The sequence below is a fragment of the Vibrio sp. M260121 genome, assembly GCF_036533715.1.
Lineage (GTDB): Bacteria > Pseudomonadota > Gammaproteobacteria > Enterobacterales > Vibrionaceae > Vibrio.
Map to the genome: position 1 here is coordinate 59,689 of NZ_JATABF010000020.1, position 21,874 is coordinate 81,562.

The 21,874-nt window shown below is 44.8% G+C and carries 15 protein-coding genes; 8 read left to right on the top strand and 7 right to left on the bottom strand.

Features of this window, described 5'->3' with window-relative positions:
• Position 1: 1 nt before the first annotated feature.
• Entirely contained in the window at positions 2-1,186 is a 1,185-nt protein-coding gene (gene choV / locus QTO06_RS12820) for a choline ABC transporter ATP-binding protein (RefSeq protein WP_331408357.1), read from the top strand.
• A gap of 162 nt (positions 1,187-1,348) precedes the next feature.
• Here choV and QTO06_RS12825 read toward each other — a convergent pair whose 3' ends face one another.
• Positions 1,349-2,005 (bottom strand): NAD(P)H-dependent oxidoreductase, encoded by a 657-nt coding sequence (locus QTO06_RS12825; RefSeq protein ID WP_038888372.1) that lies wholly within the window; start codon positions 2,003-2,005, stop codon positions 1,349-1,351.
• A gap of 280 nt (positions 2,006-2,285) precedes the next feature.
• Here QTO06_RS12825 and QTO06_RS12830 point away from each other — a divergent pair, with 280 nt between their 5' ends.
• The 3 genes from QTO06_RS12830 to QTO06_RS12840 all read left to right on the top strand — a co-directional run bounded on the left by QTO06_RS12830 (position 2,286) and on the right by QTO06_RS12840 (position 4,399).
• Positions 2,286-2,690 carry a globin gene (locus tag QTO06_RS12830; protein WP_331408358.1) on the top strand — a complete coding sequence of 135 codons (405 nt, stop codon included), beginning with the start codon at positions 2,286-2,288 and terminating at the stop codon, positions 2,688-2,690.
• A gap of 471 nt (positions 2,691-3,161) precedes the next feature.
• Entirely contained in the window at positions 3,162-4,028 is an 867-nt protein-coding gene (locus QTO06_RS12835; protein WP_331408359.1) for an HNH endonuclease signature motif containing protein, read from the top strand.
• On the top strand, positions 4,028-4,399 hold the full coding sequence (locus QTO06_RS12840; protein WP_331408360.1) for a hypothetical protein: 372 nt from the start codon (positions 4,028-4,030) through the stop codon (positions 4,397-4,399). Before QTO06_RS12835 ends, QTO06_RS12840 begins: the two co-directional genes overlap by 1 nt.
• A 307-nt stretch (positions 4,400-4,706) precedes the next feature.
• On the opposite strand, the gene QTO06_RS12845 is transcribed toward QTO06_RS12840, so the two are convergent.
• From QTO06_RS12845 to QTO06_RS12870, 6 genes are all read right to left on the bottom strand, one after another.
• Positions 4,707-5,498 (bottom strand): slipin family protein, encoded by a 792-nt coding sequence (locus QTO06_RS12845; protein ID WP_331408361.1) that lies wholly within the window; start codon positions 5,496-5,498, stop codon positions 4,707-4,709.
• A 9-nt stretch (positions 5,499-5,507) separates the two neighbouring features.
• Positions 5,508-6,875: an NfeD family protein gene (locus QTO06_RS12850; protein WP_331408362.1), complete on the bottom strand. Its 1,368-nt coding sequence runs from the start codon at positions 6,873-6,875 to the stop codon at positions 5,508-5,510.
• 157 nt (positions 6,876-7,032) lie between these two features.
• Positions 7,033-9,747 carry a bifunctional diguanylate cyclase/phosphodiesterase gene (locus tag QTO06_RS12855; protein ID WP_331408363.1) on the bottom strand — a complete coding sequence of 905 codons (2,715 nt, stop codon included), beginning with the start codon at positions 9,745-9,747 and terminating at the stop codon, positions 7,033-7,035.
• A 362-nt stretch (positions 9,748-10,109) separates the two neighbouring features.
• Positions 10,110-11,777, bottom strand: a complete 1,668-nt coding sequence (locus QTO06_RS12860) for a response regulator (RefSeq protein ID WP_331408364.1) — start codon at positions 11,775-11,777, stop codon at positions 10,110-10,112.
• 64 nt (positions 11,778-11,841) lie between these two features.
• Positions 11,842-12,984: an EAL domain-containing response regulator gene (locus QTO06_RS12865; protein WP_331408366.1), complete on the bottom strand. Its 1,143-nt coding sequence runs from the start codon at positions 12,982-12,984 to the stop codon at positions 11,842-11,844.
• On the bottom strand, positions 12,985-16,587 hold the full coding sequence (locus QTO06_RS12870) for an ATP-binding protein (RefSeq protein WP_331408367.1): 3,603 nt from the start codon (positions 16,585-16,587) through the stop codon (positions 12,985-12,987).
• Between the two features lie 257 nt (positions 16,588-16,844).
• Between QTO06_RS12870 and QTO06_RS12875 the strand changes: the two genes are divergently transcribed.
• The 4 genes from QTO06_RS12875 to QTO06_RS12890 all read left to right on the top strand — a co-directional run bounded on the left by QTO06_RS12875 (position 16,845) and on the right by QTO06_RS12890 (position 21,730).
• Entirely contained in the window at positions 16,845-17,828 is a 984-nt protein-coding gene (locus QTO06_RS12875; protein WP_443088835.1) for a cytochrome-c peroxidase, read from the top strand.
• Positions 17,821-20,184, top strand: a complete 2,364-nt coding sequence (locus QTO06_RS12880) for an ATP-binding protein (RefSeq protein WP_331408368.1) — start codon at positions 17,821-17,823, stop codon at positions 20,182-20,184. Before QTO06_RS12875 ends, QTO06_RS12880 begins: the two co-directional genes overlap by 8 nt.
• Before the next feature lie 120 nt (positions 20,185-20,304).
• Positions 20,305-20,772, top strand: a complete 468-nt coding sequence (locus tag QTO06_RS12885) for an OsmC family protein (protein WP_331408370.1) — start codon at positions 20,305-20,307, stop codon at positions 20,770-20,772.
• Between the two features lie 76 nt (positions 20,773-20,848).
• Positions 20,849-21,730 carry a LysR family transcriptional regulator gene (locus QTO06_RS12890; protein ID WP_331408371.1) on the top strand — a complete coding sequence of 294 codons (882 nt, stop codon included), beginning with the start codon at positions 20,849-20,851 and terminating at the stop codon, positions 21,728-21,730.
• Positions 21,731-21,874: the final 144 nt, after the last annotated feature.

Genomic DNA, 21,874 nt, shown 5'->3' on the forward strand with positions numbered 1-21,874 from the left:
CATGGATGCAATTACGATTGAAAACCTCGACGTTGTGTTTGGTCAGCACCAAGAGCAAGCATTGGCGTTACTCGACCAAGGCAAGTCTCGCCAAGAGATCATTGATGAAACCGGACAAGTGGTTGGTGTTGATAAGGTCTCAATGAGCATCAAACAAGGTGAGATCTGTGTATTGATGGGGCTTTCCGGTTCGGGTAAATCCAGCCTCCTTCGTGCCGTTAATGGTTTGAATGAGATCTCTCGTGGTTCACTCAAAATCAAAGATGGCGACGACATGGTAGAGCTTGCCAACTGTGACGAACAAACTCTACGTAACCTGCGTACTCATCGCGTGTCGATGGTGTTCCAAAAGTTTGCGCTTATGCCGTGGTTAACGGTATTGGATAACGTGGCGTTTGGTCTTGAGATGCAGGGCATTGGCAAAGCGGAACGTCGTGAAAAAGCGCGTGAACAACTTGAAATGGTTGGGCTGAGCGAGTGGGAGAGTAAGTTCCCGCATGAGCTTTCTGGCGGCATGCAGCAACGCGTTGGCTTGGCTCGCGCCTTTGCTATGGATACCGACATCTTACTAATGGATGAACCGTTCTCTGCGCTCGATCCTCTGATTCGCGCTCAGCTTCAAGATGAATTGATTCAACTGCAAGAGAAGCTCAACAAGACGATTTTGTTTGTGAGCCACGACTTAGATGAAGCGCTGAAAATCGGTAATAACATTGCCATTATGGAGTCGGGCAAACTGATTCAACACGGCAAGCCTGAACAAATCATCCTTGCTCCAGAAAACGAGTATGTGGCGGACTTTGTGGCTCACACTAATCCGCTCAACGTGTTGAAAGGTCGTTCATTGATGCAAGCTAGTGCCGAGCTTAAGCAGCAGAATGACCGCGTGTTGGTGTGTGCAGATAAACAGATTTGGGTCGAGCAAGAGCCGAAAGGCTTAACGCTGGTGGATTCCGATAAGTCATTGGTGAATTGGGAAAGCGATTCAACCACACTCGACGACATCGGCGAAAGCACAGTCGTTCAAGCTAATCCAGATATCAGCATGCGTGAGGCGATTGAACTGAAGCAACGCAGTAATCAACCTATCTTGCTAGTAGAAGAGAACAAGTTAGTGGGCGTGCTGAGTGACAATGAATTGTATGACGCGCTGCTTGGCAACTTTAAGTCCAAGCAAGTAGCTTAGTTGGCTTTTAGCTCAAAACGTTTGTTGAGTCCCCCTCTGCAAAATAAAAAAGAGCCGTACCCTTAGACTGAGAAACTAAGAAGTACGGCTCTTTCAATTTGAACAATGATTTAGATAGCTAGGCTCTAGGCTAGGAACCATGGAGCTAGGAGACGATACTCATTAAAGAGTAGTAATCACGTCATCCATGTGTAGACGCGCTTTAGGTAGACCGTGGTTGTAGTCTTCGCCGTCTTTGTGATAGCCGATTGCTAGTGCAACTTCACATACGTGACCATCTAGTTCTGCTTTGAACTCTTCGCCGATCAGTGTTGGGTCTACACCTTCCATTGGAGTTGAGTCGATACCTAGACGCGCTAGTGTGTGCATTAGGTTACCAAGAGCGATGTAAACTTGCGCTTTCGTCCAGCCACCGTTGTAGCCGTTCTCATCTGTGTTTGCCTCAGCAAATGCGTAAGCACCCATGAAAGTGTCGTACATCTCGGCTGGTAGGTGGCCAGAAGTTACTTCAGCATCAACACGCTTCGCAAATTTCTCTTTAGTGAATTTTGGATCGTACGCTAGCAGAATAGTGTGAGACGCTGCTTTAGCGTGCGGTTGGTTGAACTGGTGCATGTTAGCAAACGTGTCGTGGAAACGCTGTTTCGCTTCGTCGCTCTCAATTACGATGAATTTCCAAGGCTGAGAGTTGATAGAAGACGCAGATAGGCGAATCGCTTCTTTGATGATTGCCATATCTTCTTGAGAGATGCGTTTCTCTTCGTCGTATTTTTTCGCTGTGTAACGGTTGTTTAGGTCTGTAATGATTTGATGAGACACGTTTATATCCTCTTAATATTATTAGACAAATGAGGATGCGCTTAGCATCGGTAACCATGCGTACCTCGAAAGTGAGTCCATCATATCGACTTTTCTCGAAATGATAATACGCGTTTCGTTTAAATCACTTTCTATTTTTTATTGAAAATCAAAAGGGGCCTCGAGCGAAGGTGGTCCTTTTTGCATCATGATCCTTTCATAGCCAGCCTTTATTCCACAGAATTTGTGAGAATATTAAATTGAGCTCATACTTTAATTGGTTGGTTCGAGGAGAAGAAGAATGAACGTAATCGAAGTTTTTAACGACAGCTACGAACACTGCGTTATTCATGAGGACTTCTTTGATTTGTTCTACGAGAACTTTTGGTCGAAAGGCGAAAACTTCAGGCAAAAGTTCGATGGTGTAGACATGAAAAAGCAGATCCGAATGCTCAAAGGTTCAATCGTGTTTGTGATGATGGCGGATACCTCTGTTGACGCTCGTGACATGATGCGTAAATACGGTGATAAGCACGGACACAACAATATTGGCGTCACCCCTGAAGATATCGATGTTTGGTTTGAAAGCCTGTTAGAAACCGTCGCCCAATGTGATCCTGACTTTGATAAAAGGGCCGAGTACGCGTGGCGTCACTGCTTTGAAACAGGATTAACGATCATGAAGAAAGAGTGTACCGATGCGTAAGTTCAATCAGTGTTATAAGTATCCTTGAAATGGCTGAATACTAGTAAGGGTAAGGGCTAAGCCTGAGAAATTACAATGCTCAGTTTGATAGACTATGTAACGATTAAAGCTTACAGGATTTGGTATGCTTGAAACTCAGTGTCTTGTTTAAGAAGTATTCTATATGGGGCAGCCATGTCTTCTCACTGAATTACCCCCCCTACGAGAGCGTTGTTTAGATGCAGAGCGATACATCTGAAGCATCATAGCGTGCGCTGGCTCTTTATGCTTGCTTAGAGAAAAGTTTTCATGATCTCTAACGAAATGCACTAGTTCGCTAGAAAATATGTCCTGTATGGAGAGGAATTGTTTTGAGTCTCCTTTAAAACGTTCTTTCTTATAGTAAAAAGAATGATTTGTTCTTTGAGGTATAACCAGTATAAAAGTGTGGTTATATAATAAGCACCTGGCCTTATAGGAAAGTGCTTATCTATGGATGGCGATGATATTGAGAAGAAGCGCATAGCGACCAGTAGCGGCGGAGGTTATACCTCACTTGTTGAGAAGGAGGTTCGCCCTAAAACACAGACGCTTGGAGAAAGTCTCAAACAACTTGCTGAACGACAGCGTTTGGCTCGTAAAGAAGAACTAACCTACTCAAAAGAAGATGAAGCTCGTTGGGCTGCAAATCGAGAAAGAGTCATTGGCCGCCTAGAAAAAATTGAAGTGCCGAGTTTCGATCTTGATGAGACATTGGCGAACCCTGAATTGGATGCGGTTAATTCGGTTAAGCTTGACCCAGCCTCAATGCTTGCTGATGATATTGAGGCACTGGCTAAAGAGGGAAAAGAGTTCATCAATAAACCAACACTAGCGGGCGCGGCTTCCATGGCTGTTATCGCAATCCCTGGAAAGTTCTTAGATGATGCTGGTGGAAGGTTAGTTAAAGAAGCTTTTGAGAGAAACCCATTTAAAGAGATTAATGGTAGAAAAATTATCAATAGCGATTTAGCCGGAAAAGCAGTTAAAGCAGAAGGTGGTGAAGTGTTTTTCGACTTTGATGGTTTTCCTGACTTTACCCCATATGCTGAAAAAATTGTTCGTGTCGATGGCTTGACGGGTAATCGCGCTAAAGACGAAAAATTGGCAATGCAAGTGTTGGGCTTGAATGGCTACAACAAGAAAGATATGGTTTGGCATCATCATCAAGATGCCAAGTCAATGATGCTAGTTCCTAAGAATGTTCACTCGGTCGGTAAGGGTGGGGTTAGCCATACTGGTGGTAGTGCCATTATTAAACACAACAAAAGTAATCCAGAAAATATTCTGAATTACATGTCTCCACCGGAGAAAAAGTAATGAATATAATTGATTCCATTGGTAATGATATCCAAAAGCTACAAGCTTATGATGATTTAACGGAGAAAGAGCTTCTGCTTTCAAATTACCCTCATGTTGAAGAGTCAACATGCGGAGGTGAAGTTCCTATGTCCGAGGTATTCGATATAGATGATATTGAAGATATTTACATGAGGTTTAAACCTTACTTAGACAACCCTGATATCTCCAATGAATCTGATATAGCTCCGGTTATTGAAGGGTTAGGGAATGCTTATGTATGTCTAGGTTTTGGCTCTGAAAATAAAGGTTTCGTTTACTATTTAGATTTTGATTTTGGGTGCTTCCTTTTGGACAAAAACCTAGATACTTTTTTGTCCAAATTAGCTTAGAGTGCAGCGAAAAGTCGTTCAACTATCGTGAAGAGGCGGTACGTTAGCCCCTTCATTTAATAGAGTAAGCTAGTTCAGGCTGTTCACTGCTCCCCAAGAGACAAATATGCGTCCCTTATACAGAATTGTAGGGGGGGAGATGCTGAAGAATACTTACTCATTACATTTGGTGCATCGATATGGTAATTGGTTATGTGCTGAACGTTCACTATAACGAATAGAAACCTGACCACATCTATAGAGGGAGCAGCAAACGGCTACTCCCTCTTTTTCCTTTTTCTACTTGCCTCTATAGCGACTGCTAGGTTTACTCTTTCCCTTCTTCCAACTCTCCCTGATTGTTCTTCACAGCCTTGGCGATATCGGAAACCGCTTCGACAAGGTTGATTGGCATCGGGAAGATGATGGTCGATGTCTTGTCTGTGGTGATCTCAGTGAGTGTCTGCATGTATCGAAGTTGCAACGCATTTGGTGCTTCGTTAAGCATTTCTGCCGCTTCTTTCAATTTGCTAGACGCTTCTAACTCACCGGTTGCGTGGATGATCTTCGCGCGACGGTTACGTTCTGCTTCGGCTTGGCGGGCAAGGGCGCGCACCATGCTGTCGTTAAGATCGACATGTTTCACTTCAACCGTTGCTATCTTGATTCCCCAATCGTCAGTTTGCTGATCAAGAATGGCTTGGAGGTCTTTATTGAGACGCTCACGTTCTGAAAGCAATTCATCCAGTTCGTGTTGGCCTAGCACCGAACGCAGCGTTGTTTGTGCTAGTTGGCTAGTGGCGTCGCTATAGCTTTCAATATTGTTGATTGCCATTTGTGGGTCGACCACTCGGAAGTAAACCACGGCGTTGACTCTGACTGATACGTTGTCACGGGTGATTAAATCTTGAGTCGGAACATCCAAAACAATGGTGCGAAGGTCGACGCGAACCATTTGTTGAATGAAGGGAATTAAGATGATCAAACCAGGTCCTTTCACTTCTTGGAAGCGACCGAGAAAGAACACCACGCCGCGCTCGTACTCACGCAGCACCTTGAACATTTGCGTTGCCAGTGCAAACAATAAAACGATGATAACGGCAACAGTGTAAAGCATCATAAGCGCCTCCTATTCCTTAGGGCGGTCACTGGGTTTCACGGTTAGGATCAACCCTTTAATTTTCACCACAGTCACGTGGTCACCTTGTTTCAATTCCTGTTCTGCTTTGGCTTGCCATAGCGCCCCGTCTAATTGCACTCGACCAGTACCATCAACAAAATCATCGCTCACAACGGCGAGTTTACCCGGGAAGTTTTCAAGCCCTGTAGTGGCTTTTTTACTGCGAATTTTAAGAAGCAAGCCAACCGTAATGACGATGAGCCCCACAGAGAAAATAGCGATACCGAAAATCAGTGGTAGGGCAATTTGGAAGCCGGGTATATCGCTGTCCACTAGGAAGATTGAGCCAAGCACAAATGCAACGACACCGCCTAAACCGAGTATGCCAAAGCTCGGGTTAAAGGCTTCAGCAATCATCAGAGCAATACCAAGCAGCATTAGTCCCAAACCAACGTAATTCACAGGCATCATTTGCAGGGCATACATGGCTAGCAACAGACAAATCCCACCGAGCACGCCGGGCAAGCCGATACCTGGGTTGTAGAACTCTAGAAGCAAGCCATAAATACCAATCAGCATGAGGATGTAAGCTACGTTGGGATTGGTGATCACCGCCAACATTTCTGCACGCCAGTCTGGGACGCGCTCCACCCAAGTTGGGTTATCTAACGCCAGCTTAAACGGTTTGCCGTTGAGTTTGACTTCGATGCCATTAATCGTTGAAACCAAATCTTCCGGTGAGTTGGCAATGAAGTCGATGACGTTGAGTTCTAATGCTTCGGTGGCGTCCAAACTAGCCGCCATGCTGACCGCTTTTTCTGCCCATTCGGCATTTCTATCGTGCAATCGCGCTAAGCCTTTGATGTAGGCTCTGGCATCGTTAATGACCTTCTTTTCCATTGCGGTTTTGGCAGGCACTTCGTCCGAGGCTTTTTCTGTGGATTCCGGTTGTGAATCTGTTGAGTCTTTACCTTCGTCTGAAGACGGCTGTTGTGGTGCTCCACCCAAGGCAACGGGAGTTGCGGCGCCCAAGTTAGTGGCTTCTGCCATAGCTGCGACATGGCTGGCGAGCAGAATGTATGTTCCAGCACTAGCTGCGCGAGAGCCTGAAGGACCGACCCAAGTCGCGATAGGGACAGTGGATGTGGTGATGGCGTGTATGATATCCCTCATTGAGCTATCCAGCCCGCCGGGGGTATCCATTTTTAAAATGACAAGGTCAATACCGTTTTGTTGAGCCTCTTCAATTTCTCGTGACAGATAATCACTCAGAGCTGGGCCAATTGCCCCTTTGACAGGCAATACCCAAACCGTGCTTGCTATCGCTTGGCTTGCAAACAAGAGTAGGGAAAGAAGCCACAATCGTATCTGTTTCATACAGCCCTCCTTGTGTAACCAATGGGACTTATTGAAAACACTATTTAAAGTATAGCTACGAGAGTGATGGCACTATGAATTAAAAATAGTTGCTTTGTAAATCGGCCTATACAAAGTGATGCGTGTGCTCCGCATCACTTTGCCGTTTGAGCCTGCACTAGATGTATGGCTGGCCAGAAAACAGGGTGAAAGCGTCGAGCTTTGATATCGGTTTATAGAAGTAAAAGCCTTGTAGCTCATCGATATTCCAGACCTTTAGTTTTCTGACTTGGCTCATGGTCTCGACGCCTTCTGCGACGATGGTGAGGCCAAGCTCTTGAGCCATATTGGCGATGTTTCTGACCAACGTTTTAGCTCGGTCGTTGGTTTCAATTTGATCGATGTAGGACTTATCAAGTTTTACTATATCAATAGGGAAGCTACATAGACTGCTAAACGACGCGTATCCAGTACCAAAGTCATCCAGCGCAAGTTGGATTCCCAGTTGTTTGATTTCGTTAATTCGGTGGATCACTTCTTCCTCAATGCCCATCAGCATACTTTCTGTGATTTCTAGCACGAGCTGGCCTGAGGACAATTGATATTGGTCGAACATCAGTTCCAAAGAGGTCGTAAGACTAGAATGGTAAAAGTGCTGAGCGCTGAGGTTTACATGTACATTCAGATTTTTTAGACCATAGGCTTGGCGGCTTTTATTTAACTGGCTGATGAACTGGCAAGATTGCTTGAGGATGGATTCTCCCAATTCGACAATGAGTTGGTTCTGTTCTGCCATTGGAATAAATACGGCCGGTGAGATCATACCAAGGCTCGGATGTTGCCACCTTGCTAACGCTTCGAAGCCAATAATTTCTTCTGTCTGTGTGTTCAGAATAGGCTGGAAGTACGGAACGATGTTGTCATTCTCAATCGCGAGTTCTAAATCACGATGAATGGTCATTGATGTTTGGGCTTGTGTCGACAGTGCTTTACCTGTGATTTGCACCTTGTTACCGTTTTCTCTTTGCATGGTTTGAGAAGAGTAACGAGTGACCAGCAACAATTCATCCAAGGTTTGATGGGTAATCTCAGGGTCAACCATAATCGCATAGCTTTTTAATGAAAGCTGTAATCCGGCAACTTCAACTTTATGTGCCAGTTGGTTGAGCAGTTTGTTCGCTGACTCCATAGCAAGCTGACACTTATCCGATGAAGGGATTACGATAATAAACTCAGATTCACTGATGCGACCAATTTGATACCCTTCAAATTCTTGCCTAAACAGCATCGATATATACTGGATAGCCTCATCAAAAATAACGTGGCCGTAGACTTCGGAGATTTGCTTGAGTCCATTACTGCTTAAATAAATGAAGGAAAATTGATTTGGTCGATGGGCTATGAGCTCGGAGAGTGCACCAAGGATGACTGGTCGATTACAAAATCCTGAGATAGGATCATAGTCCGTAAGGTCTTGAATCAACTGCGCTTGTTGCTTTTTCTCACGTTGATCTTGGATCAGTAGCATGAGGGCATTTTGACCGTGGTGCTGTATGAGTGTGGCTTCTATTAGGCAGTCAATTTGAGTTCCGAGGCTATTGAGCATTTGAGCTTCGAATAGGTTCCGCCCGCTTTGTAGCTGTTTAAACATAATGTCGACATGGCATTCTTCGTCCTCTGATGCGCATAAATCATCCAGCTGCTTTCCTAGAATGATGTCTTTGTCATAGCTTAATAAATCAAGTGCACGCTGGTTGGCATCAACAATTTGTCGTTCAATGACGATAAGCATCCCTAAAGACGTGCTTTCATACAATGCCGTAAACTTCTCGAGAGAATCTTTTAATTGAAGAGCGGTCATTGAGTTGTTTTCTGATAGCTTTTGGACGAGTTTTGCTGCGACGTCCAGCTCATCTGAACTGACTGACTTCAGTCCTTCGATTTGGTATTGAGAAGCAATCTGCTGGATGCCGTCTGCGAAATGGTTGAAACGCGTTGCAACGCGATTTCTAAATATCAAATACGTACCCGAAGCGATGATGGAAGCTACTACGCCAACAGTGGCAAAAAGATAGAGAAATAATGCGTTGCCTTTTTCATAGTGTGCGCGCTCCGTTTGGGTTTTTAATGAGGCAATCGGATTTCCGGCAATATCTTTAATCACCGAATGCTTGGAAATTGTGTCGCTACTTTTCTCGATTAAGTCACCTGTTAGAAAATCAGGGTCTAGCGTTGTCAGTTGGTTATTTGCTGAAAGAATAGATTGGAAATCGCCAGGGAAACGTTGAGTTAGATCTCGTCCCCACAGTAACCAGCCAGAGGAATCTTTGTCGCCTTCGCTGTTTCTCACCGGCGTTAAGCTTAATACCCAGATACTTTGATTGATCTTAAATAGCCCAGCCACACTTTCTCGATAAACATCTAATCTGTGGTTCATAGAGCTAACATGTTGCTCTAAAGAAGGTTGTGACATTACTTCACTGACAAAAGCGAGTGATTTTTCCTGACTAGGCTCTCTGGTCAAGGCGTCCAATGTTTCACCTTTGAGTGTGATAAAACCCATCATATCAAGTGCGAGAGTATCCATAGACTCGATGTATAAGTTTCGCTCCCTGTACGCTTCTATTTCACGATATTTGAGTAACTGATAGGTCTCATCCCAATAAGCCCAATCATAAGAGCTATCTTGTTGTTGTTTGACCATCATTTCGATCACGGCTTGAGCTTGATGATTTGCTCGAGAGATCTCCATATTCTCCAATTCATCTAAGCTGTAGAGGAAAAAGTATCGGCTAATGAAAAGAAAACTGATGATCATGCCCAGTAAACCAAGAGCAAAATACAGCGCTGTTTTGTAGCGTAGGTTTAAGTTAAACAAGCGAATATTGTTCATATAATAGTTGTTATATATCTTTATTTAATGAAAGTTTACGGCATGTCTTCAGTCCGTTTATTGATGTATCTCTAATTTGAGACTTTGGAGTGGTGGGACCTCTAGCTAACCTGTGGCAGAGGTGATAGGGAAAAACCGAGACGCCTTTGTAATGCCAACCTGACGTAGTAAACTGCAGGGAAGTTGAACAGGAAAGCTGAAAATTATGATGTTAATTGCGATTCGATTGGTGAAGCTTGCCGTTATCTGTGCAGTGTTCTTCACTATCTACGATTTGATTGCGTTCGGTGAGGTGACTTGGATTAATCGTTTCTTCAACCTGTAATCCGAAATGAAAGGGGCATCGAGCCCCTTTTTGCTATCTAATTTACCAGTTCTGGTTGCGTAGGTGCGGTGTTCACCACAGACATCTGTTGACATCGATCTTGAGCCAGAAAAAGAAATTTGTCGTAGCCGCTTTTCTCAAGCTCTTCGCTAGAAACCAATTGCTTCACAATGTTATCGCAGCGCTTAATCAGCAGTTCAACCTCTAATGACGATTTGTTGCTCGGAAAAGCACGTGTTAGCACTTTGATGATGTTAATACACACGGTTCTTAGCAGTGGACAACGTGTTTGAAGCTCAATTAATGCGTCGATCAAAGCTTGGTAATCTTGCTCAGCTGCGCGAATCTTCTTGTACTGTTCTTGCATCCAAGCTTGGCGCTCCGCGTTGTCGGTTTCTAAAGAGCGACCGAGGGCAATTTTACTCGATAAAATGGTATCACTTGAGTCGGTTTGTAGGTTTTCAAAGCACCAAGTGATGGCCTGAGAGAACTCAGATTCGAAATTCATCTCATGCAATAACCAAGCGAGATGAAACTGCGCATAAAAGTGAGCGAAAGGCTTACGACGATATAAATCGCTGAGCACTTTAAACGCTGCAACGTACTGGTTTTCTTCAATCGCAATGTGCGCGGCAATCAAATCTAACTCGTCCTTGATTGCTTTGTTTTCTGAGCCATTAGTGATGGATTTAAACAAGCTTTTTGCCTGAGCCAGCAAATCCTTACGACCTTCTAATTTTCGCACGCAGTAAAGCAAAATTCGGATCAAGTTCAGCTTTGAGAAGGTGTTGTTGCGATAGGTATCTTTGTTGATTTCCATGTACGCATGATAGTGCTGCAATGCTGAGTGATAATCGTGCTCTGCAAGGCACAAGTTTACGATCACCAGTTCACGTTCTGAATTACCTTCAACCAAGCTGTTTGCTAGCTCTAAGTGTCTGATTGCACTAGGTACTTTGCGGTTAAGCATATTGAAGTTCGCAGCACATTCACGAACGTCAACATTGTTCGGAGATTCTTCTAATAAGGTACGTACTAGGCGTTGTGCTTCGTCGTTTTCACCCAGAGAAACTAGCGTGTTCGCCAAGCCGATTTTTGCCCAGTTAACGTCTTTGCGTTCAATGACTTGTTCGTAGACGATTTTGGCTTCGTGATGTAATTTCAAACGCGTTAAGAAGTCAGCACGAAACTTCTCAATGATGAAGAAGTATTCTGGGTGGAAGGGGGCTAACTCGTCGCACGCTGCTAAGCCTGTTTGAGCATCGTTCTTCAACTCTGCTTCGTAGATGGCTTGTAAACTATTTTTACGCTTCACCGCGCCCGAAATACGTTCTTTTAACGTGATTGAGTTAAAGGGCTTAAGTAGATACTCATCAGGCTTGAGCTCAATGATGGCACGTACGATAGTGGCAGAGCTTTCCCCTGTTACCAGAATAAACACCGTGTCATGGCTCAAGAGTTTGAGGTGTTTTAACTCTTCAAAGAGTTGTTTACCGTTCATGCCGCGACCAAAGTTATAGTCACAAATGATCAGATCAATTCGCTCTTGATGGGCGATTGAAATCGCACCTTTAGCGTGACGAGCGGTGAAAATGCGTTTGTCAGAGAAGCCAAGTTTGGTCAGCATGTTACGCAATGTGAGCACTACGATAGGCGCATCATCGACGATGAGCACATTGTATTGTGAGAAAGATTTGGTATTCATTTCAAAGTGATTCATCAAACAAAATCTAAGCAGTGAGGGCAGAGCATGCACCGCTTAAATTGAATTAGAACAAAGCGTGGAGTTGCTCAAAAGGGACAGGATGGCTACGCACAAAACCTTGATACAGGTCGACGCCAATTTGACGAAGGTAGTAAAGCGTTTCATGGTCTTCAACCCCTTCGGCTACCGAATTTAATCCCAGGGACTTTGCTAGTTGTAAGCTAGAGACGGTCAGCTGTTGGCTCTTAAAATTGGTTAGCGCATTTTTGATGAATTGGCGATCAATCTTCAATTCCGTGTACGGCAAAATCGCCAGTTGGCTGAGAGAGGAGTAGCCCGTACCAAAATCATCAATCGCCAAGCCGACACCTTTTAGGCGCAAGTTAGCTAGGTTTGCTAACGAAACCACGTCTGAATCGTAGACCTCATCTTCCGTCAGCTCTAATGTCACTCGTTCTGGTGCGATTCGGTATTGGTCGCACAAACGGAAAAACCGTTCGCTCATCGGTTGCTTAAGTGTCTTTTGGTTCATGTTGACCGACAAGCTCACGTTTGTGTTGAGCTTTGCCAAATCCCGTAAGGCGTTTTCCAGAACCAACCAAAATAGTTTATCCAGTTCAGTACGGGCTTGGACTTCACTTAAAAACTGAGCCGGAGCCAACACGCCATGTTCTGGGTGAAAGCAGCGCACCAACGCTTCTAGCCCAACCAAACGGTTATCGATTGAGGAGTATTGCGGTTGGTAGTAATTATGAAACCAACCTTGTTGGAACGCGGTATCGATATCTGTTGCGTTCATCAGCACGGGTAGCGCAACGACTTGTTCTTCGATGGTGTACTGCTGGAAAGCCGTCAATATCTGGCTTAGCTGTTCACAGGAAATCGGTTTAGTGAGTGCGCGAACAAAGTCATAGCCTGCCGACAAACACATGTTGTAAGTGATTTCGACCACATCCTGATTCATCGCACTCAAAATCACCACACCTTTCGGACGCGTTTCTTTCGACAGCGTGCATAGCAAGTCCACACCATTGATATCGGGTAGGTCGATGTCGCAGAACATCAAATCTACAGCTTGGTTGGTGCAGATTTCGCTGACCTCAGAGCCACGATGTACAATGGTGATTGAGCCATTAAAAAGACGATTAAGCAGAATCTTGAGATTGGTTGCTTGTAGTCGGTCATCTTCAACAATCAAAATGTTCAATTAGTTGTTCTCACTCAAATCTAGCCATTGTTTTGTGGTGGCTATGATGGTTTCTAATTCGTTAAGTAAAGTCGTGCGCGCTTGCTGTTCTTGCTCTGTACCTATCAGCGCTTCACATTGCTGGGCGCTGTGCTTTAATTGAGTCAAATTCAATGCCGCGGCAGAACCTTTAATTCGGTGTGCGACAGACTTAAGACTCTCTTCGCCTGAGTGAATCAATACGATGTCGTTACTCAGCGCTTCGCACACCACGTGTGCCATTTCTGCTTTTTCTTCATGATGATAGGCATCCAACCAGTCACTTTGAGTTTCGCTAGAGAAGGACATCGCCAAATACTGCTCACACAAGGCTTTGAGATCGTCCAAGTTATAGGGCTTGAACAAGACTGACTCCATGCCGTTTTGCTCTGCTTTCTCAATCACATTGCGAGAGTTTTCTGCCGTACAACCTACAACAGTTAGTGAGGCAAATTCGCTGATCGCTTTGAGTTTTTGCGTGAGCTGATAACCATCCATATCCGGCATATGGCAATCACTAATAATCAAACTGATTGGCGCGAAAGCATCGTCGTGTTGAGCCTGCCTCAAGAACTCAATCGCCTCACTCCCACTCGCTGCCAATTGGCAACACACACCAAGCTTTTCAAACTGGCGCTTAAACAGCAGTCGGTTGATGGCATCGTCATCAACCACTAAAACTCGACCTTGCCATTGGCAGGCTGTCGGTTGTGTCCAATGATTTTGCATCGTCGAACTTGTATTCAGTTTTTGCTGAATAAGGTCAGGATAAACATTGGAGTAGTGCGGTTCTGGTTCAATGACATGATGCTTGAGTTCAAACTCATCGAGCGTTACTTGCCAAGTGTTTAGCCAACGTTGTATCTGTTTATCTTCGGTGTAAATCGGTCCCATTCCCGTTAGGTCGAGAGGCTGGCTGGTCATCGGCAAACGCACGGTAATCTCTGTACCTTTGCCTTGTTTACTGCTCACCTCTATCGTGCCAGTCATGATGTCGACCAGTTTTTTTACAATAGACATACCAAGACCTGTGCCACCAAAGCGGCGGCTGATGCTCTTGTCACCCTGCACAAATGGTTGGAATAGGGCATCCAATTGCGCTTTGCTCATGCCACATCCGGTGTCTTGCACTGAGAACACAAGCTCGTTGGCGTCGACGTGAATGTTCACGCTGATCTTGCCTTTGTCTGTAAATTTAACGGCATTACTAAGTAAGTTGTTGATGATCTGGTTAACGCGTAGCCAGTCAAGATTCACCAAAGCATAAGGCGTCGGTTGCCAATTCACTTCAAACGCTAAAGCCTTTTGTTCCACCGCTTTTTCAAAGCTGCGCAAACTTGAGCCAAGCTCTTCATAAACGTTGCCACTGTGCACATCCAACTGAAGCTGGTTCGCATCCACTTTCGAGAAGTCGAGAATGTCGTTCACGTGTAGCTGCAAACGCTCAGCCGACAACATCGCGCTTTTCAGCAGCTCTTTACTTTCTGGGCGGTCGAGGTCTTGTTCCAACAGTTCCATCAGTCCGAGCATGGCGGCGATAGGGGTTCTCAGTTCATGGCTGATCACCGCGAGAAAGTGCTCGCGGGCTTCAATCGCTTGCATGGCTTTGAGGTTAGAGGCTCTCAATGCGCACTCTTTCTCTTTTAGCTCGGTGATGTCATCAAATACTGTCATGTGAAAGCGTGTCCCTTCCTCTGGATTAAGGAGAGATTGCCTTCTTACCCGATAATGCTTTGTGCCAAGAGAGCAAAGGGTGGCAACGGTTTCGTTCGGATCTGGGTAGTCCGTATCCTTGGTCAACTTCAAAACCAATTCGCGCTGTTCATCTGTGATGTTGCTGTCGGTATTGCATCGTTGTAGCATCGATAAGTACGGCTTGTTCGCTAAGATTTGCTGGTGGTTATCATTCGAGATCAAAATCTTATTAGGGATATGATCAAGCACTGAAGACAGCCATCGGTTTTGTCGCTGACGTACTTTGGCCTCGTACTCTTTGCGCTTGATCTTACGAGTCAGATGCCCGGTTCTCAGAATGTAAATCAGCACGGCGACCAACAGCGCACAGACACCGACTAGCGCCCAAATCACCACGATTTCTTTGTCGACCCCATAGTGGACGGTGACTTTGTCATGACGCTCCATGAGCTGCTTTAACTCGGCGTCTGTGGTGATCTTCAATACGGTGTTTAAAACACGGCGCAGGAACTCAGAGTCCTTCCTCAACTCCATGCCCAATTTAACTTTAAGTTGAATACCTTCTGGAGGTGTAACCGCTTCAAACGTCTTGCCTTGCCCATCGTAATAGTGATTGTCGATCAGGCTCTGGTTAACGAAAGCATGAGAAATCTCACCTTTTTCAAACGCCTCCATCAAGTTATCGAAATCGCGATAAACCTCCGCAGAGGAATACTCCGAATAATCAAGAAAATGCGGATAGAAGTTACCTGAGCGATCCAAAATCGCCACGTTTTCTTCAGCGCTCGAGTTGAGCGATTTAATGTAGCCAAACTGCAAGTAGCCCAAGGTTCTGGTCGTGATAAAACGCTTTTTGTCGGTTAGGGCAATGTTGCGCGCAGGCAGTAAGTCGACAAGGTTTTCTTGCAGCATCAAGTCAACATCGCGCCCGTTGGCTGGCACGTATTCGAACTTGATCATGCTTTTTTGCTCCATTAGCTTCAGCAGATCATGAACATAGCCTTTTATCTCGCCCGTTTTAGGATCGAGATAAGACAGCGGATACACGTTATCTTGAATGGTGTAGCGTACCGTCTGGTGACCTTGCTGTTGCTCTAGAATATCGAGCATCAATTCATTGTGCAGAATGTTGATGTTGGCTTCGATGTGAACACTACTGTGTTTCGATTCTTTCGAGTGTTTGATGTATTTGGTGATGATGTCCATCAGGTGAGTGGATTCTTTCCCAGTAAAAATCGTCACTTCCCCTGGAGTCAGAGATTTGTTGTAAACGACTTTACCTGTCAGTTCACCTTTCGGTTTTTTAAATCCGTATGAGCTCAGCGTCGACAATCCAACCACGGCAGCATCAGCCGCACCGCTGTTGAGCGATGCTGTCATCATTTTGTTACTACGTACCGTGTGGACATGTTTAAAGCCAAGTGCACTAATTTGATCACAGGCGCTTGAATCACGCACACACACCCATTTCAATTTTTCTAATGGCGTGTTTTCAAGTGCGTTGTCACGCAGCCAAACCAGTCTTAATGTATGGAATATCGGGTCAGAGTAAAGGAAGCGCGCTGCGCGTTTTTTAGTTGCAACAAAGCCAACGGTGAGGTCTATCTCTCCGTTCTCTAAGCCATCGAATAGTGTATTTAGCGTTCTGTATGGGATGTACTCTGCCTCGACATTTAAGTCGTGCAGCATGGTCTCTGCGTACTCGATATTGATGCCTTCTTTTGAGGCAAGATCACCCCAGTATGGAAGCCAGTCTCCCTCAAGCACACCGACTTTTAATGTGCTTTGATTGTCCAGAAATGTTCTGTCTTCTGCGTTTAAGAAATCACGAGCAGATGTATTGAATGACAGAGTGGTAAGTAGTGCAGCAATGAATGCGAACAGTTTCACTATTTTATGTTTTCCAGCCAAGAACCGAATTCAAAATGGGGCGGAATCGTATAGGTTTTCACCGCATTCTCCAATCAAGGTTGTTTGTCTTGTCGACAACATAAGGTTGATATACAACTTGATGAGTTCTGAGAGGATCAGGACGATTAATTATCAATAAGTTATTAGAGGAAGCTCAATATCCCCACGAGGCGTAATGGAAAAAAACTTAAAAGCAACTAAGTTCATATTAAGAAGTAGATAAGGAATGTCTAAACATGAGAAAAACAGGTCGCTCCATCGCGATATTGTGTTTGATGGCTTTTTTTGTTTCTTTAGGGGGACATACAGCACCACATTATGACCAACATGATGATCATAGTGGTGAGCACATGTTGATCCCTCCCATCGAAGGTGACCCGAAAATCGACGTGGGTTTAGCAAGGATAGGATGGCATTTATTCCGAGATAAGAATCTTTCCTCTAATGGAAATGTTAGCTGTGAATCGTGCCATGATTTACAAACAAATGGTGCAACCAAAGATGCGCTTACCCCAGGAGTAAAAGGTACAGGAACTCGAAATCCGCCAACTATTTTTAATGTATCGCTGAATTACCGCTACCTTTGGGATGCGAGCAAAAACTCCTTAATGAAACAAATTGATGGACCACTCATGAACCCGACTGGGATGGATTCTAGTTGGCCAGTTGTCCAAGATTACGTGCGAAGCCAACCAAGTTATCAAATTCTTTTTAAGCAAGCGGATAACCTTGCTGTGAACACCGAAAATATAAAACTTGCCATTGTCGAATTCCTTAAAGCGATGCAGACGCCAGGAGCTCGCTTCGACGCATTTCTGCAAGGTAATAAGCGTGTTCTCAATGAAAAGGAAAGTCGGGGGTGGGAGGTGTTTCAGGAGGTTGGGTGCGCCTTGTGCCATCAAGGCAAGAATATAGGTGGTGCGATGGTGCAGCATTTTGATTACTTCAAAGAGGTCGATTCAGATACGGGCTCCTTCTTAAGAACAGAAGACGGAATGGACCAGTATTATTTTCGTGTGACCAGCTTGCGCAATGTGACTCAAACTGCCCCTTACTTTCACAACGGGCGGATAAATACTCTTGAAGAAGCAATTCAAATCATGGCGGAGTCAGAACTTGGTATGCGGCTTAGTGATCGTGATGCAGCAGATATAGAAGCGTTTCTTCATACATTAACAGCGCCTAGACCATCGATTTTGGAGGTGTTTGAGAATGAATAGATTCAGAATAGCCAACGCACTTCTGCTCGTTGCAATAACGGTCATGTTGTCTTTAGCTTACATGACGCACGTTAACTCGAAAAATACACAGGCACTGCATGGGCCTTTATCGGAAATCGGGCACCACTTAATTGAAGAACGGGATAAGGTGGTGAACCGTTACAAGTTGGATCAACGTAGTAATCATCATTTGACCGAAGGTTTGGTGGAATTGGAAATAGCCGCTGAGCAGATAGTCAAAGACGTGAATCAGTCGACGTGGTTTACATTCACTTCGAGTAAACACCGTGTACGAAGCATAGTGGTGCAGTTTGACGGGAAAGTGCAAGAAGCGACAAAGATACTCGACATGTTGATAGGGTTACAGGTCGCAAACCATTATGAATTGTTGACTCTGAAAAACATTTATAAAGAACAGTTTTCTGCCAACTCAGAAGATGCTTGGCTAGAGCAACATTACTTTGAGTTTATGACCGAAGTTGGCCTGCAAAATGACAACATACAAAACAAGAACATTGCTTTATTCCTCGAGAGATTACGCAGTAGTGAACGTAAGATTGAACTTTTAACGAATCGTATTTTGGAGAGTCACTATTTTGAATTTGTTGAATATGCCGAGCACGAATTGTTGGAAATTGTTCAAAAGGAAGCCCGTTTGACATGGACTTTTGTATTCGTTTCCATACTGTTACTTGTTAGCATGTTTGTTCTGCAGACTCAGCATCGTGTTACTAAGCTCAAGCAACTTAACGATGATTTGAAAGAAGCCACAGAAAAAGCGGAGCGAGCAGCAAAAGCCAAGTCGCAATTCCTAGCAACTATGAGCCATGAGTTAAGAACGCCAATGAATGGGGTTTTGGGGATTTCGCAAATCATCGCCAGTGAGACCAAGGAGAAGGGGACAAAAGAGCACGTTCAGGTGATTTTGGACTCTGGTCAGCATCTGATGACGATTCTTAATGACATATTGGATTTCTCCAAAGTTGAAGAGAACAAGTTGGAGCTTGAAGCCGCACCATTTAATTTACCCCAGGTGCTCACCCCGGTTTGTAGTGCGATTCAGCCTTTAATTGAAGAGAAAAACATTAAGCTGTACGTTGAAAATGACGTGCCAGATAATATTGAGTTTAATGGTGATTGCGCGCGCATTCGACAGATCCTGTTTAACCTTACAGGCAATGCGGTCAAGTTCACCAGTGATGGACATGTACTGATTCGAGCTGAACTCGACGAATCAAGAAAGCGCTTATTGCTGTCTATCAACGATACGGGCATTGGTATTCCAGCAGACAAACAAGATCGAATCTTCAATTCATTCGAGCAAGCAGACACTTCCACCACGCGTAAGTTTGGCGGCACAGGGCTTGGTCTAGCGATTGTGAAAAAACTAACAGAGTTGATGGGAGGTGAGGTTAAGCTTAAGAGTGTAGAGAGCATTGGTACTCAGTTTTTAGTCGAACTCCCAATACCTTGGGAAGAGAAGGCGTTGCCTAAAGCGGCGGATACCAAAGTCAAAGTTCAGCCCGAAAACAAACGCAACCTGCATATTCTCCTCGCTGAAGACAACCGGGTTAATGCGATTGTGGCGAAAGGGTTTTGTGAGAAGTTAGGGCATACGGTCGAGATTGCTAAGAATGGGTTGATTGCGACTAAGAAAGCGCAAGAGAACCAATATGATTTGATTCTTATGGACAATCATATGCCTGAGATGAACGGAGTGGAGGCGACGCGCTTTATTCGCGAAAAACTTGGCGTGAAGACTTTATTGTTTGCGTATACCGCCGATGTGTTTAGAGAAGCACACGATAACTTTATCCAAGCGGGAGCAGATCATGTACTGACTAAGCCGCTTCAACGAGAGAGTTTTACCGATGCACTCAAGCAATTTGCTTCTCGTTTACCTACCCAAGGTGATGATGCAACAGAGCAAGCTGAAAATGTCGTTCAGTTGCATCGTGAGCCGATTGAGAAGCTCAGACTGACCGAGGAGGAGTTGACTCACTCAAATACGGTCGAGACTCTTAAGCAAGATCCTGAAGCGCTCGTGGATTTGTTAGAAAGCATTGTGAATGACTTTGAGAAGTCGGTCGACGAGTTGATTGAATTCTATATGGCGGAAGATCTTGAAGCGCTCCACAGCACCTTACATACCACCAAAGGTATGGCGCTAAACTTAGGTTTGGATACGCTAGCAAATCAAGCGCTTGAAATTGAAACCCAAGTGAAAAACAAACAAATCCCGGATATTGAACAACTGCAGAAGTTGATTAACCGATTGCAGGTGAATGTGCATCAAGGGCAACGTCTGATTGACCAATCTTGCAAGCAACAGGCAGACACAAATCAGGTGACTTAATGGCTTAGCGCACGTATTTCAGCCCTGCTCTTGGGGCACACCTTGTACTGTGGTTTACTTGGGACCTTATTCATGGAGAGTTGCCTTATTAGGCAAAGCCCCACAGCACAAGGGATGATAATGAGTACACACACCGCAGTTATCCGATGGCAGCGTCAAGCCAACGAAATCTTTAGCGACAATCAATACAGCCGAGCACACGTTTGGCAGTTTGACGGCGGCGTTACCGTTCCCGCATCCCCATCTCCTCAGGTTGTTCCGCTACCACTTTCGGTAGAAGAAAACGTCGATCCAGAAGAAGCGTTTATTGCTGCGTTATCGAGTTGTCATATGTTGGTCTTCCTCTCTATTGCCGCTAAGCGTCGCTACGTAATTGATTCGTACGTGGACGAAGCGATTGGGGAACTGACTGCAGGAGACAAGGGTAAAGAGTGGGTTTCAAAAGTTGTGCTAAGACCACACATCATTTTTTCTGGTGATAAACAGCCGACACGTGAACAGTTAGAAAAAATGCATCATCTGGCGCATGAGAACTGTTTTATCGCCAATTCTGTAAAGACCGAAGTCGTGACCGAAATTCTCGATTAGCGTCGTTTCGATTATTTCAATATTGACAAAAGTCTCTCCTCAATTATGGTTACAGCAACAAAAGTGAGGTAAGACGATGTTAACGCGTTCCGATGATCTAGAAATCCTATTAACGGTTGTAGACTGTGGTGGCTTTTCCGCTGCGGCAGAAGCACTAGATGTGCAAGTGGCAAGAGTCTCTCGTTCAGTCAGTCGTCTTGAACAGCAACTTGGCGTTTCTTTACTAAACCGCACCACACGTCGCGTTGAGTTAACTGATGAAGGTCGCCGATTTGTCGAGCATGTGCGCACCGCAATGCAGTACATTCAGCAGGCGGAAGAGTGTATTCTTTCATTAGGAGAAACGCCTCAAGGGACGCTGCGTGTGGATGCCGCAAGTCCATTCGTCTTCCATCAACTTGTTGACCTGATCAAACCTTTCCGTGAAGCCTATCCGCAGATTGAATTGGAGTTGACGTCCAACGAAGGTTTTGTTGATCTATTAGAAAAGCGCACCGATGTGGCGATTCGTATCGGTAAACTGTCTGATTCTACTTTGCATGCAAGAGCGCTAGGTAAGAGCGAGTTGTATTTGGTTGCCTCACCGGATTACCTCAAACAGAGGGGGATTCCACAAAAGCCAATGGACCTCGCTCATCACGATATTATCGGGTTCACTGAGCCGAAGATCCTCAACAAGTTGCCATTAAAAGGCGCACCAGAGATTGAGCCTAATTTGCTTTCCAGTAACGGTGAGACCATTCGCCAATTAGCGCTAGCAGGCAATGGCATTGCGTGTTTGTCCGGTTTTATGGTTCGTAAAGACATGGAAGAAGGGCGCTTGGTGCCGATATTGGAATCAGACAAGATCATCAATACTGGTCGTGAACAGATCAACGCGGTTTACTACAAATCTTCATCTGTCTCATTGCGTATCTCCGCTTTCCTTGATTTCATCCAACCCAAGTTAAAGCTCTAATTAACCGTTCAATGGTTTGAATATGGGTGACTGGTTTCACATTTCAGCTCATTTGAAGCCGAGAACTGAACCAATGTTGTGCAGTGGCGCAAACTGTTTGTTGTTAAATTAATGTTAATATCGAATGGTGTGTCATTGACTAAT